General features: G+C 55.6%; 11 protein-coding genes. 7 read left to right on the top strand and 4 right to left on the bottom strand.

The annotated features are described in order from the left end of the window. Positions 1–207: 207 nt before the first annotated feature. The 3 genes from N4A58_RS17630 to N4A58_RS17620 are packed head-to-tail and all read right to left on the bottom strand — an operon-like array spanning position 208 to position 4,693. Positions 208–1,545, bottom strand: coding sequence for an EH signature domain-containing protein (locus tag N4A58_RS17630; RefSeq protein WP_293712022.1), 1,338 nt, complete (start codon positions 1,543–1,545; stop codon positions 208–210). Further along, a complete protein-coding gene (locus N4A58_RS17625) occupies positions 1,542–2,636 on the bottom strand; it encodes an OmpA family protein (protein WP_293712019.1) in 1,095 nt (364 codons plus the stop codon). The genes N4A58_RS17630 and N4A58_RS17625 overlap by 4 nt, the downstream gene beginning before the upstream one ends. Next, positions 2,633–4,693 carry a hypothetical protein gene (locus N4A58_RS17620; RefSeq protein WP_293712016.1) on the bottom strand — a complete coding sequence of 687 codons (2,061 nt, stop codon included), beginning with the start codon at positions 4,691–4,693 and terminating at the stop codon, positions 2,633–2,635. Before N4A58_RS17620 ends, N4A58_RS17625 begins: the two co-directional genes overlap by 4 nt. A 430-nt stretch (positions 4,694–5,123) precedes the next feature. On the opposite strand from N4A58_RS17620, the gene N4A58_RS20955 reads away from it, so the two are divergent. The 5 genes from N4A58_RS20955 to N4A58_RS17595 all read left to right on the top strand — a co-directional run bounded on the left by N4A58_RS20955 (position 5,124) and on the right by N4A58_RS17595 (position 11,364). Further along, the gene (locus N4A58_RS20955; protein ID WP_367177048.1) at positions 5,124–5,651 is read left to right on the top strand and encodes a DUF6634 family protein; all 528 of its coding nucleotides are present in this window, start codon (positions 5,124–5,126) and stop codon (positions 5,649–5,651) included. Positions 5,652–5,925: 274 nt separating this feature from the next. Next, complete coding sequence (locus tag N4A58_RS17610) at positions 5,926–6,693, top strand: hypothetical protein (protein WP_293712010.1); 768 nt, start codon at positions 5,926–5,928, stop codon at positions 6,691–6,693. Continuing rightward, a complete protein-coding gene (locus N4A58_RS17605; RefSeq protein WP_293712008.1) occupies positions 6,693–8,909 on the top strand; it encodes a hypothetical protein in 2,217 nt (738 codons plus the stop codon). Before N4A58_RS17610 ends, N4A58_RS17605 begins: the two co-directional genes overlap by 1 nt. 5 nt (positions 8,910–8,914) lie before the next feature. Continuing rightward, the gene (locus tag N4A58_RS17600; RefSeq protein WP_293712005.1) at positions 8,915–9,892 is read left to right on the top strand and encodes a TniB family NTP-binding protein; all 978 of its coding nucleotides are present in this window, start codon (positions 8,915–8,917) and stop codon (positions 9,890–9,892) included. A gap of 2 nt (positions 9,893–9,894) precedes the next feature. Then, on the top strand, positions 9,895–11,364 hold the full coding sequence (locus N4A58_RS17595) for a TniQ family protein (protein WP_293712002.1): 1,470 nt from the start codon (positions 9,895–9,897) through the stop codon (positions 11,362–11,364). Here N4A58_RS17595 and N4A58_RS17590 read toward each other — a convergent pair. After that, positions 11,361–11,756, bottom strand: a complete 396-nt coding sequence (locus N4A58_RS17590; RefSeq protein ID WP_293712000.1) for a hypothetical protein — start codon at positions 11,754–11,756, stop codon at positions 11,361–11,363. The genes N4A58_RS17595 and N4A58_RS17590 overlap by 4 nt on opposite strands. Here N4A58_RS17590 and N4A58_RS17585 point away from each other — a divergent pair. Beyond that, positions 11,749–12,684: an MYG1 family protein gene (locus tag N4A58_RS17585; RefSeq protein ID WP_293711997.1), complete on the top strand. Its 936-nt coding sequence runs from the start codon at positions 11,749–11,751 to the stop codon at positions 12,682–12,684. The two genes, N4A58_RS17590 and N4A58_RS17585, sit on opposite strands and share 8 nt — an antisense overlap. Positions 12,685–12,701: 17 nt before the next feature. Beyond that, positions 12,702–13,334, top strand: a complete 633-nt coding sequence (locus N4A58_RS17580; protein ID WP_293711994.1) for an alpha/beta family hydrolase — start codon at positions 12,702–12,704, stop codon at positions 13,332–13,334. Positions 13,335–13,753: the final 419 nt, after the last annotated feature.

Here is a 13,753-nt window from a genome sequence, read left to right as displayed (position 1 = left end):
TCTGTCTCAACAGTGACCTCGCCGGGATGAGCGTCCTCCCAGTTTCGAAGATCGCCTATAGCAAAAAGCAGGTCCCGGTCTTCAGGATTGAGCGCAGTGAAGCTGCGTTCTTTCGGCTTTGAAATAAGGCGCGAAAAAAGCCCTTGTTTGGCTTCTGGGAACCGAACCTGAATGGAGCGATCTGAGGTCGTGATAATGGGCGAAATACTAGACATTCTGGAGCACCCATTGGGACCAATTGTTTATAGAATTGTGGGGCTTAGAGTTGCGCGAAGAACGCATGATTTTGTCGCAATAGTACTCTCTTTGGTAGAGTTTTGGTGCTTGTTTGTCATCCATTCGGAAGATGTGCGTTTTGTAACTGTGACACCCGTCAACGACAATCTTGTTGCCGATCCGCATGATTAGGAGAGATGTGGAACCACCGCGATCCAATTGACGCCCGAAGCGCCGGTTCATGTCGGTCTTTCCGCTCCGAACGAGGTTTTGTTGCGCATAACGGCGCGCTTCTGATCCGAAGGCCACCCAAGCCTCATCGATCATCTTGTCATCGTAAAGCTTCAGCCAAAAGTCCCGTCTCGGAGGCCACATGTGGCTGTCCTGCGTGGCCGTGACCATGTTGCAGAAGAACTTCATGTCTTGGTGAGTCAGCCAACGCAGAAGGATCGCGCGAAGGGAGGGATCGAACCCTGACCATATCCCGCCCGTGTGCAGTCGTGGATCATTCCAAGCGGCGATGATCTGTTCTGACAGTTCGTTCCGCAGCGCGTCCGAGGGTGCCTTGTCTCGCCACACGGAAAGCAGGGCTTCGACAGCAGAACCGGCGCCGGTTTGCAGAACTGGGCCTTTTTCAGGCGTCAGCCAGTTGAAGAGCTGTTGACGCGCTTTGGCTCCTGCTAAATCAGGTTTCAGTCGTTCAATGAAAACCTGTTGCGCAGCCTTAGCTAGACCTGAAGTGTGCGGACTGTTCAGGCCAATTTGTTTAAGGCGGGTATAAGGATCGTCAGACTCCAGCATAAGCCGCCCAAGTTCAAGCTGCGCAGTATCGGGCCGGAAGAGACTGGGAAGAGCCTCGGTAAGTTTTCGGCACCTCCCACCGAGATCCCTAGCACGCTGCGCAAGCGCCTTTGCCAGATTGCGCGTGTGATCTGAGCCTGGCGTGAAACTGTCGATATAGATCCCGACCATGCCATCGAGAAAAGCACCAGGATCGCGGATCGCGATCTCGGACAGGTAAAAGCTCCGAACCGGCGCGAGATCCGGACGACATCGACGTTCTTCGTCGAAAACAGCAACTGCTGCAGAGATCACGCGCTGGGTGGTGATGTCGTCCCACTTCCAGTTTTGAACTCGGAAAAGCATGTTCAGCGCCAGCTTTTCGCGATCCCGATCCTCGGGCGTACGCACAGCATCTGGCCATCTCGACAAGATAGAGGCTACTGATCTGCCAATACCGTCCAGCGGTGCCAGTGCACGCGTCCGCAGTGGTTCCAGCCGGTTCAGCAGGTCTCGGGCTGACGGATGTTTGGAACGCGCTTCGTTCACTCCTGACCTCCGACCGTCTCCAGTGCTTGACGAATAACCTCGATACCGTCGGTGTCTTGGGGGGTGACCATGATAAAACGCAAGTCGATCCGCCGGTTGGTTGCGCGCCCCTCTGCTGTGTCGTTCGTAGACACAGGCCTGTCCGAACCGTAGGCCGCGACGGAGAGCACCGGCTGTCGCTTGAGATTGAGGTGCTGCATTATGTCGTTTGCGGCGTCAGTCATGGCAAAAAACGTACTATTCGCGCGATTTGCAGAAAGCGGACGGTTCGTCTGATCTCTGCCGACATTATCCGTGTGCCCCTCGATCTGGACGGTTTCGATCATGATAAATCCTGCTCTGCAGTTCGAGCGCTCCATCGGTGTTTTGCTGATCGTGTAGCAGGGCAGCATTTCGTTCAGGAGCTCCGCGAGGCGCGATATGATCGCACGTTTACTTTCTACAATCTTGTCACTGCCCGTCCGGAACAATCCTTCCCCCTGAAAACGCAGCGCGTCGCTTTCCTCGCTGAGTTCTACTTTTAGGTCGGGGAAGTCGACGAGGAGCCGATCCCGGAGATCCTTGATAATTCTTTCCCGTTCATGCGCGACATTTGAAAGATAAGCCTCCAGCGGGTCGCGCCTTTCCAGACGGGCAAGGCGTTCTTTCAGGCGCTTGATTTCTTGATCCTTTTCAAGAATTTCTTGTTCCAACTTGGCGACTGTTTTTTGAGATTTTTGCAAGCGATCCAAAAGCTCAGCATTTTCCGCTGTCAGGTTTTCAACCTGCTCGGCAAGCCGATCGCGCTCCTCTTTGACCACCTTAAGTTTGTCACGCAAATCGGCGAGTTGGGCCTCGAGGTCTTCAATCTTTTGCTCCAGAAGAGTGATGGTCGCCTCTCGCTCAAGCAGCGTTTCGAGCGCTCTATCCCGCTGATCCACTACGGCGATGTAATCGCTGCGTGGGATAGTGTCTGTCTCACGGGCTTGGCTAGCGAAAAACGCGAGAAGTATCATCATAATGAATAGGAAGCCGACCGTCATATCGGTCATCGAAACAAAAGCGCTCTCTTCCTCTTCCTCATGGCGAACCTGCTTTCCTTGCGCCCTCATGTGCGCCCCCGCGACTGGCTAGGTAAGAATGCTTCGGCCTGTTCCACTACGCTCTTAAGCGTATCGAGCCCTGGCGCAAGGGCATCACGCATCTGGCCGACATGGTCCTGCGCCGTCCCAAGTGCAGCTTCCAACTGCGCATTATATTGTGTAAGGGCGCGACCGAGCATTTCATCGATCTGATCGAGCTTTTCGGCCTCGTCCGAAAGTTGGGCCATAGCAGCGCGTGTCGCTTCGAGGCTTCGGCGAATACCTTCGCGTTCATTGCCAAGCGCAGTTTGTGCGGTCTCCAGAACGTGGCTGGCGTTCTCGGCAACCGAGGCGGAGTTTTGCATAAGTGTTTCGGAAACCGTTTCGACAAGATCGCCTACACGCCGCATCGTCGTCTCGATACGTTCATGGGAAGCGCGTATGGGTTCGGCAGCTGAGGATAGACTCTGGCTGGCGATCCTAAAGCCTTCAGACGCTCCGTGGATAGCGTCCGCCCCGGAGTTCATGCCTTGCGCAGCGCTTTGAGCACCTGATGCGCCGCGTTGAACTGCATCAGCCATCTCTGCCAGACGCCCGCTGATCTCTTCCATCCGCGAGAGTAGTTCACCGCCGATAACACCGCCCATTTCAGTTCCAAGACGCGAAATATCGGCGCTTGTCTGATTAAAGCTCTCAAGCAACGATTTACCCGCACCTTCAATCGCTTGTCCTGCTTGCTCCGTGCTTTCCGTCATGCGTTGCTTCGCGGCATTTGCGCTATCTTGGCTGGCGCTTTCCAGCGTATCGCGGAAGCCCTCGGCCGCGCGGCGCATTTCCTCGGCCGCGCTTCGCATCGCTTCGGCACCTTGCCCGGTATTGTCCCTGATGCCCGAGAGCGTGTCGTTCATCACCGATAGGAGCCTGTCCGCGCCTTCGTTCATTGCTTCTGACGCTGTCCGACCGCTCGCCGCGACTTCCGAGCGCATCTCGGACATGGCGCGAGCCATCTGGTCAATCGCGTCACGAAGCCCGTCGCCCGCTTGGTTGTTGGTGGCGCTCATTCGATCCACCATTGTGCCGATACGATCCGTTGCCTCGCCAAGCGACTCGCTGGCTCGAGTGAGAGCATTGCCCACCGAATGCGACAATTGCTGGGAGAGATCTCCAACTAGACCCTCCATGTTGGAGGAACCGAGCGTGCCGACCTTCTCGAAGATTGGCTTCATCTCGGTTGAGATAGCAGAGGTAATGGCCCCTGGCAGTGCATCGAGAGGCTCTCTCAACTGTGCCACAAGGCTGGTGCCGATCTCTTGTAGATTTGCCTTTTGTTCCTCTGCAGCCCGCAACTGGCGGAACCCGATATCCTCGAGGCTCACGAAGACCAGCCTGCGTTCGATACCCGTACAGAGCCGATGCAGATGATGCTCTAAATTGTTTTGGCGCACCCGCAATAAGTAGGTGAAGATGATCGAGCAAAAGAGGCCGACCAGCGACATGATGAATTTTGCTGAAGCGATTTGCATGAAGTCTTGCATCGCGCTGTTCATGTCACCCCCAGCTGTCTCGTTCATCGACTGAGAAAACTGGTGAAGTGCAGCCACTAGTCCAAGGAACGTGAGAAACAAGCCAGCGGAAACCAGTGTGTTTGGCACGATACGAAAGACAGCGGGTCCGAAACCCAAATCTTCGATATTCATAAATGACGCGGGGCGAATGGAATTTCGCATCCTAAGAGGACCGTCAATGTCATCAGGTACGATTGTTTCGCTGAATTCGTCCCAAGCCTCCCAAATGGCTTCCCTCGGACCCCGCTTTCTGTAGTCGGACTTGATGCGATGCTTGAAGTCAGCATAACCATCGGCAAAGGCCTCAATCCCATCATGCTTGCGCACTATCCCGTCAAAGGTTTTGATAGCTTCCAACTGATGGTAAGTTCTGATGAAATACCAAATCCCTAGAGCGAAGGTCGTCAGAAACAAACCTGCAGCAATCAGACCCGGGCTGCTGTCCGACTTGGTCAGCAACTCAGCAAGCTCGATGATGCGCTTCTTGGTCTCAACGCCGAACGCGAAAATTACATCATTCAACACATATTCCTCAAAAGCTTTCTTTGCGTAGCAAATTTTCGCTTACATTATTGATTGTGTCGCTCGCTCACAAGGATAGTATTCCACCCCGTTTTCACCCGTTTCCGCAAACGCTTTTTTGCAAACAAGTAACTGCGCCGATCAACGTGAATGGAAGAAGGTCGCATTTCATCGAAAAGTGACGTTACGTCATAGAGACAAATGTGCACTACAAGCGTTTGCGAAAACCTCCTTGAGAATCCCACGCACTCCTTGCTCACTTGGCGGAGCGTAGGTCCGACAAATTTGCCGGCATCCTTTTTCGCAAAATCATCCTGTTGCAGCCTTTAAAACAAGGGATTACGGGCTCTGTTTGAGCGCTCATCTCGCAATCACAATTTACCCCTTGGCGGAGTTCTGTTTCCGGTCCGAGTGGCGACCTCATGGCGAAATGACAAAAATACGTACACCCAAATTCCAAGAACTCATCCAACGCTGTATCCACGCTTTTCGAGCGTCTCAAAAGGGGCCCGAAATAAATGGCGCTGACCTACATGCCCCAAATCTCGACGAGTACCTATGCGTATTGCAAGGTTCCAAACTTTACCTAACCGGCAAGGTGACCGGCCATCCTCTACTCGGTGAAAGGCTTATCAGAACATCGATGCTGATCTACATCTCGGACGACTCCCAATGGGCACGGACGCTGTCTCGCTGGTATCGTCTCGGCAGCCCACTGAAAATCGACATCTCTCGGACGTTTCCTGACATTGATCTGGAAGGCTTTTGCCCCACGGTCGGAGTACATGGGCTTGGCATCCCTCTGCGCATAGCGCGGAAGGTAATGGCGAACAGGCCTGGCGAACTCTCCGAGGTCGCTCTGAAAAATGGTCTTTATGACGCTGCAAAACACTTGAGAAGTGTCCAAGAACATTGGCCTCCCAAAAAAATTTCAGCACAAGATATTGAATTATATTGAAAAACAATCAACGCGAGAAGGTTGAAATATTTTTTCCTGCAAAACTCAAAATTTTACACATAGGTGAATCTGTAGTCGAGCAACGGCAACATAAGACGGAGAATTTGAGAAGATAAAAGCAAAGACTGAATTGGCCAAAAAGCCGAAACACAAAGCGCAAGCTGCATTTCAAATGCAGCGCGAAAACCCACCAAAATTCCCAAAGGAGAGCACACAAAGGACCCGACCGCAGTGCGGATCGGACAGAACCATCTGTGCTTAAAGGTAAGAACGAATGGAAAGACCACAAGACCCTACTTCCTCAAGCGATAAGAGCGTCGACTGCCCTGAAAAGAGCGAGCCTCGCAAAAAGCAGGAAACAACAAACGCCGAACCCAAGCACAAGCGTCGTAAACCCTCGCCTTCTCGAGCAGCGCGTACCATCCCCAAATCCTCGCGAGGGCATTTTGTGGGGGAACTCGTCTTCAATCGTGGCAACGAGCGCCAGCGATTGGGCTTCGCGAGTATGCTGGAACACAATACGGCAGTATGCTTCATCACTCGTCCGGACTTTTCAGATATTGAAGAGCAATTGCCCGCTCTTCCGTTCGTCATGCCAAATGGCAAATCCTCAAATCACTTCTTTGATTTTAGGGTCACCTTCAAAGGCGGTCGCCGTGTTTGCATTTCGGTAAAGCCGGAGCGTATTGCGCAGACGTTCAAATATCGTTCACAGATCGATTGCGTGAAACAGGCTGCGATTGGAAATATCTGCGATGACGTTCTGACCGTTACAGAACGTAACATCCATCCGATCGAGCTGCATAATGCGAAACTCTTCCATTCCGCGCGCGAACCAGAGCCAGATCTTGATGCTCCCATCATCGCAGGACTCGCCGATATCGAAGGGCCGATCCGCATCCGTGACTTTCTCGCGAACATTGGTTTTGAGGGCATCGGGTTTCGAAGTGTTGCGCGTGCCATTCAAGTTGGTCGGGCCAAGCTATTCTCGCCGCAGAAAATCACAGGACATGCCTTGATCACTCGTGGGTGTGCTCTCTAATGGCTTTCTCTTTCAAACAGAAGGTCAAGCGGCTCCTCGAAAAGGACTGTGACTTCCAGGTCGGTGTTCGCAAGGGCCGCGTGCTAGATCTGCGCCCAGAAGGCTATTTGGTCTTTTGGGAGGCTTGGACTGATCCAACCAGCGGTGAGTGCCACGACAGCGTAGCCAGTGTTTACGGTTATGAAGCCATCATCACCGACAACAACTATGGCGCGTTGAAAATCCTCAAGCGCCCGTTGGCCCAGCCTGCGCGGCATGATCGCATCCGGCGCAGCGAACGTGTCAGCGCGGAGGTCGCGCGTCAGAAGTTCCGCAAGCAATACGTCCTCGCCATTCAGGACATGCTAGACAAAGGTGAACTCGATCCTGTCCGAGATGATTTCTGCGAGAAAATCGTCACCATCATCGCGAATGGAGGCCAGCGATACCGCGAATACCTAGCAGCGTTGTCGATGCGGGAAGCAAAGCGCGGGGGTACCAAGGTCCAGAGAACCGAGAAGGCGCAACAGCGCGCTGCTGAATTTCATCAGGGGTTCAAATGCGGGCACACGATGTGGAATTGGTATTGCGCCTGGAAGGCCAATGGGGATGACGCGCTGTTCGATCAATACCGAAATTGCGGTCGCTACAAGCGGTACAACGAGGCGACCGACAGCTTCCTCGAACGCCAACTCGATATGCTGTGGGATCAGGAACGCCCGACGATCCAGTCCTTCGTCGAAAGCGTTCAGGCTGCTATTGACGCCGAAAATGAACGCCGCGAACGCTTGCCTGTGCCAGCCGCAAAGCTGCAGCGACCTGGATACGACTATATCAAAGGCAAGATCAAGGAATTGGCGCCGATCGATCACGCGCTACGTAGAAGCAGCCGAGATACCGCCTACAAAGACCTGCACACGCTTGGCATGGGTATCACGACATCTCGGGTGTTGGAGAGGGTTGAAGTCGACGAATACACCGTGGATCTGTTTGTGCTCATGCGCGAGACGGGCCTTTTCGATCATTTGCCGGTGTCCATCAAACAGCTAATCGGACTGGATGGGAAACCCTGTAGGGTCACTCTGTCAGGTGCCGTCGATGTCCACACCCGCTGCTTCGTGGGTCTGCAGATCGTCCCGCAAGGCGCCGAGAGCCCGCTCGCTCGAACCCTCGAGATGATCTACATGGACAAGTCCCCGATCGCCGATGCAGCCGGTGCCAAGTTTGGTTGGCCAATGGGTGGCGCACCGGAGGCCATCGTTTTTGACCGCGGCGATAAGTATATCACGGATGATGCCTACGACATTCTCTCTGATCTAGGGATCACTAACCTTGGCTGCCCTGCAGGCAAGCCCTGGTTGAAGCCTTTCATTGAGCGCGTATTTCGGACTGTTCACACTGATTTACTACTCCGCTTCTCTGGTAGGGCCTTCAGCAATGTAGTCGAGCGCGGCGAGAACGACGCCGCAGCCCGTGCGACCCTGACGCTGGAAGCCTTCCTGTGCTGGCTCGTGCGCTGGGTTGTTGACGCTTACCACACCAAGAAGCACCCCGCGCTTGGCATGTCCCCCGGCAGGGCCTGGGAGAAAGGCTGCAAGGAGTGCCCACCGCGATCCCTGACAACCGATGAAATGCGTGAGGTGTTCGGCGTCCGCACGCGCCGCAAGCTGACGCGCAAGGGCGTTCGCGTACGCAACATCGACTACCAGTCGGATGCGACTATGCACATGCTTTTAAACGATAAGGTGGACGATCTCGAGGTGCTCTGGTGGGACGGCGATATCGGCACCATCTCGGTGCGCGCGGGTATCGGCTCGTGGATGACAGTGCCGGCCTGCGAGAAGCGCTGGATCGGCAAGAGCGAGCTGGAGATGTTGGCAGATCTGGCGGAGGAGGCCGAGGTTGATGACTCGGATCTGGCTGTCATCGACGCGGAACGGCGCGCCCGCCGGGACTGGATCAACGCAGCCAACCGAGAATCCTATCGCCTTAAGCGCCTGACAGGGCTGATTTCGCTGCCCAAGACGGGGGATGAGCTTGAATACGAGACCCAACGTTTCATGCGTCATTCCGATACCGCTGAACGACGCCACAAAGCAGTCCCACATCGCCCCTTGATGGGGGACCTCGACGGCGAGGCGTCGCCTGACATCACCGCTAAAACCAATCAGTTCGACGTTGCCTCTACTCCCACAAAGAGCGCGCATGACAGCGACGAAGACCACACTATGGAGTGACCAAAATGACGATCAACACCACAAACACGATCCCTTCCACAATTACTGAAAAAACTGCCTGGCTCGAAGCGCGTTATTGGCGCTTCGGTATGGAGGACGAGTTTGAGGACCAACTCTTCGATCTCTTTAAAATCGACGACAATGGCGCGATGACTGCCGAGCCGCGGGTTGATCCGCTGACTGGCGAAAGCCGTGGCCTCATGATGTTGGGCCGCTCCGGTGACGGCAAGAGCGCTCTTTTGAAACGGATGCTCCGGGTGAACTCGGTCCTGACCGAAGCAACACAGGGACAGGAGGGGAACACACTCTACATTACTGTCCCGCCTGAGGCGACGATCAAGAAGCTTGCCGAACTTATCCTTGCAAGGACAGGCTACCAGCGCGTGGACGCAAAGCTACGGTCTGCTGATGCTTGGGAAATGGTGATGCACCGGCTGACCAAATTCGGCATCCGCGCCATCATTATCGATGAATGCCACCACATTTTCCGTCGAGGGGCGGGCCGGGATGTGGCCGGTGCAATCCAGTCGCTCAAGCACATTATGCAGTCTGCTGGAGGCGTTGCCCTGATCATTGCCGGGGTCCCAAGCCTTCGCGACGACATCCTCTCGGAAGAGTCAGGCGAAACAGCGCGCCGTTTCCAAGAGTTCACGATGGGCGAAATTGGGCTCGGCAGCAAAGCCGCCTTCACGTTTGCAAAAAACTTCGCATATTCGGCGAAGACTGTTGGTGTCGAGATCCCGGAAGATTGTTCGATGGCAGAACGGATCCTCTTCGCGAAGCATGGCCAACTCGGACGCAGCGTCGAGCTTGGCAAGCTGATCCTGGCGGACGCCATCACCCGCAAACGCACGGAGCTATCGCTTGAACGCGCTGAGACCGTCTACCGCAAGAGCAGCAAGTGTATCGGCATGACGCCTTTTCATGCCTCTCAATGGGCTGGCGTGCAGAACGAACTTCATGCAATTGGGTGGGGGCAGTAACCATGCTGTGGCCGATGCTTCCGTTTGATACGCAGGAAACTCTGACTTCGTACGCCGATCGTCTGTCGATGTATCACACCGGGCGCGGTATGGAGCGGCTGTTGCGGGACCGTGGCATCAACCATGAGCACTTTGCCTCAGGCCGCCCCGAGGCCGTAGAGATGTTCGCGGATGCCGTTGGGCATGACCTGCTTGAACTCCAGCGCAACGCAATCCGTGTGTTTCGGCTCGGTGGTGAGTTCCGAGGAGAGGCCACTTCTAAGCCATTCTTGCTGCCCCAAGCCAAGCGCTACTGCCCAGCCTGCCTCGCAGAGGATGGCGGCCCGACCAATTGGCGCTTTCGTCTTCTTTGGGGCTTCCGCCACGTTCAGCGTTGCACGCATCACGGTCTTTGGCTCACTCCCACAGGAAAGACAGGCGCGATCAATCTGCGGGTTGCGTTGAACGACGCGCATTACAACGCGCCGTCTGACGCATCCGGAGAAACCCCGACTTACTTAGATTGGCTACGCCATCGCGTGCATGGCGGAGGACCCCTCGAATCCTCTTGGTTGGCCGACCAGTCAATGGAGCAGGTTTTAGCCGCGTCGGAAATGATCGGCGGAGTCCTCCAGCATGGCCATAAAGTCAGGCTGACCAAGCTGTCACAGGAGGCCGCGGAAGAGGCAATCGATATCGGCTTCTCGATCTACCAAGAGGGTCACGAAGCTGTAGAAGAAGCCTTGGACACGATCCGCAATATGTCACCAGCCTCCGCAGTTCAGGCAGGTCCTCTTGCGCACTATGGTGTTCTCTTTGATTGGCTGGACCGCAGAAGCAATGCTATCGACCCCGGGCCGATCCGCGACCTGCTTCGCGATCACATCGTCAAACATTCCGCGGTAGAGCCTGGCACCACAGTCCTTGGTGAAGAAATCACAGTGCGTCGATACCATTCTCTTCCCAGTCTCTCATTAGCAGTCGGAATTGACCGAAAGCGCCTGTCGCGGATCCTCAAAAAGCTTGGCAAAATTCCCTCGCAGGCGACCGAGATCGAAGCCGGGAAGATGGTTTTTGAAGCGGCACAAACTGTTCCATTGGTCGAGGCCTTCCAGACAGCAATTCCGCTCCGAGATGCGCGGGATTACATTGGAGCGACGAAGCTCCAATTCGAGGTCCTCTATCGCACCGGAGCCGTTCAACCCTTGGTGCCGCGAACTTCCCAAGGATCAGTTCGGCACGTCGTCTTTGCCCGGAACCACCTAGATGCTCTTTTGGCGCAGATCGAAGAACTGGTGGAAATCGTCCACCGTGATCGAAATGATTTCCACTCCCTTACTTACGCAAGCCAGCGTGGGGCAGGGCGCTTCGAACATCTGTTCACCGAAATTCTCAATCGGCGGATCCCAGCGTTTCGTGATCCTTCAAAAAAAGGAATCAGCTCAATCCTCGTCGAGGTGAAGCCCTTGGTCGAAACGGCAAACGCCGCCTAAACGTCATTCACAGATTCGGAAAACAGGCTCGCTTCGGCGAGCTTTTTCTTTTTAATTTCAGGACTTCGCGGGATCTTACCCCGAATTTCGCGGCATCCTTGCTCCCGGTCAATTTTTATGCGAAATAAGCCATTGTAATTAGGGAGGATTTTCGGCGACACGGAGATAACTTTGGGCCGACTTACAAACTTTTGTAAATCGGGGTAAAGTTGTCGCGAAATCGGGGCAAAGATCTCGCGAAGCCCTAGATTTAATTTTCGGACCACGCCCTGCGCAACATATTGATTGTGGCCGCGCAGACGCTGAAACATCCCAGAACATGACTTCCTCAGGGCGACCCCACCGGTCGCCCCTTGCATTTCCAGACCTGCCAGAGTGACCCAGATGACCATTACCCACCTCGTAACCCACAGTGGCGGCTTTCACGCGGATGAACTGCTGTCGTCGGTCATCCTGACCCGCCTCTTCCCCGAAGCCGAATTGGTCCGCACCCGCGACACAGCGTGGATCACCCCCGGCGAGGGCAAGATCATTTACGATGTGGGCCGCGACTATGATGCCGAAGCGCGCATCTTTGACCATCATCAGCGCCCGGTGCCCACCCGTGAAGACGAGCAGCCCTACAGTTCCTTCGGCCTGATCTGGAAGCATTACGGGCTCGACTATCTCCGTGCGCTCGACATCCCCGAGGCGGATCTGGAAGACATCCACGCCAGCTTCGAGAAGAGCTTTGTCCTGCCGATCGACCTTATGGACAACGGCGCCATGAACCCGTCGGTGGCGGGCCCTCTGACCTCGCTGACGATTTCTGTTCTGCTCGAAAGCCTGAAGCCGGTGTTCGACAACCGCAGCCCCGATGCGGACGATCAGGCCTTTGCCAAGGCGCTGCCGATCGCAGGGGCCTTCGTCGAAGCCTCGATCGCCAAGAAAGCCGCCAAGCGCCGCGCAGAGGCCATTGTTGCCAAAGCGATCGCAGACGCAGGCGCCTCGCGCATTCTGGAGCTGCCCATGGGCATGCCATTCCGCTCGGCCATCGACGCAGCGGGCGCCGACCACTTGCTGTTCGTGATCAATCCCCGTGATAACGATTGGTCCATCGGCGGCATCCGCATCAGCGGCGACAGCTTTGAGCAGCGCGCGGATCTACCTGCGGCGTGGGCCGGCCTGACCGACGAAGCGCTCGAAGAAGCCAGCGGCGTCAAAGGCGCCAAGTTCTGCCACAACGGCCGCTTTATCGCGGTTGCCAGCAGTCGAGAGGCGGCGCTGAAAATGGCCGAACTTGCTGTCGAAGAAGCCGAGCGCGAGGCCAGCGCGGCCTAACCTGCCTGGAGGGTGCCATGGAGTTCCTGCTGAACGGCAATGAGAAGGGGAGGACGACAATCCTCCTCGCCCACGGCTCTGGAGCCCCGATGGACACCCCTTGGTTGAATATGGTTGCCGAGGGGCTGGCCGACCAAGGCTTCCGCGTCGCCCGGTTTGAGTTCAGCTATATGGCGGCTCGTCGCACGGGCGGCTCCAAGCGCCCGCCCGCAAAAGCCGACACCTATGCCCCTGAATTCCTGTCTGCCATAGACGCGCTCTCCTGCGACGGCCCCTTGATCATTGGCGGCAAAAGCATGGGCGGCCGCGTAGCAAGCCTGATCGCCGAAGACCTCTACGACGCGGGGCGGATCAACGGCCTGCTGTGCCTCGGCTTTCCTTTCCATCCACCGAAGAAGCCCGACAATCGCCGCGGCGAAAACCTATCGGACATCACCTGTCCTACCCTCATCTGCCAAGGGACCCGAGATCCCTTCGGCACGCGGGAAGTCGTCGAGACCTACGCACTGTCAGATGCGGTCACACTGCACTGGCTCGAAGATGGAGATCACGACCTCAAGCCTCGTAAGCGCGTCACGGGCAAAACCCTTGAGGACCATCTTGCAAAGGTCGCGCGGGAAGCAAAGCTCTGGACACACTCTGGCCTGTAGAGCGATCTCAGATTCCTGATGCAATAGACCATCGCCGAAGCGTAGCTTCACTGATGCGGTGGTTCATGCAGGCCGAGACACACCGGAACAGCCCAACTTCGCCAGTGCAGACTTTTCCGTCGTTCGCCACGCCAGCGACCTCTGAAAACGGATGCCGACAGTCCGTAGAGAACGGACCAACAACCAAACCTTGATGCGCTGGGTCATGGCATGACTACGCCGACGTTTTTGTCCCAGCAAGCCCATTTTGCCTTTATCTGAAGCGGCGCCTGTCGCAAATGCTGAAACAAAATCCGCTACAAGTGGACCTCCGCGGCAGCCTGACAAACACAGTTTCCGGAAGGCCAAAGTTCCAAACCGAGCCGCAAAGACAATGAAGAGACTTCTCAGCCGCACAGACTTGATCAATGCCTACAATT

It is taken from the genome of Donghicola sp., assembly GCF_025210255.1.
Classification (GTDB): Bacteria; Pseudomonadota; Alphaproteobacteria; order Rhodobacterales; family Rhodobacteraceae; genus Donghicola; species Donghicola eburneus.
The sequence above is the reverse complement of the archived record's forward strand: the minus strand, read 5'-3'. Positions and strand labels throughout refer to the sequence as shown.